Below are 447 nucleotides of genomic sequence, written 5' to 3' on the forward strand. Positions count from 1 at the left end.
TTTACCATTGACCGCTTCCATGTGGCACGTGATATCCAGAGGATTTTTCGGGACCACCCCCGTTACAGGGCCATCCGGAAAGCACTCGCTGCCTATGATGGACAAAAGCTGCTCATAGAATTAAACAGCGCAGTCGGAACTCTCGAGAAGGAAAGCAGAGAGGAAAGGCTGGAAGAGCTGATCAAGCAGCTGGAACAATATCCGGAAGCCTTGGGCGATTACAGGAAGTGGCTGGATGAAAAAGGAATCGACACAGAAGGAATGCGGGCGATGGGCAGTGCTGAGGCAACCATGAGGGTGTTTGCCCGCCGCATGAAAAACGGCCGGAGCTGGGTGGCGGAAGGGATGAAGGCCATGATGACGGGCCTCATCGGGCACCTGGATAAACTATCCCTCCGTACATTGATTGGTCAGGTGGAGACATGGACAGAGGAGAAAGAGGAGAAA

General features: G+C 53.5%; 1 protein-coding gene. It reads left to right on the plus strand.

The window, feature by feature from the left end; all coding sequences use genetic code 11:
* The coding region (locus FS666_RS19480; protein ID WP_186309058.1) for a UPF0236 family transposase-like protein at window positions 1-447 on the plus strand (447 nt) is incomplete at both ends.

The organism is Siminovitchia fortis (assembly GCF_007681465.1).
Taxonomy (GTDB): Bacteria; Bacillota; Bacilli; order Bacillales; family Bacillaceae_C; genus Siminovitchia; species Siminovitchia fortis.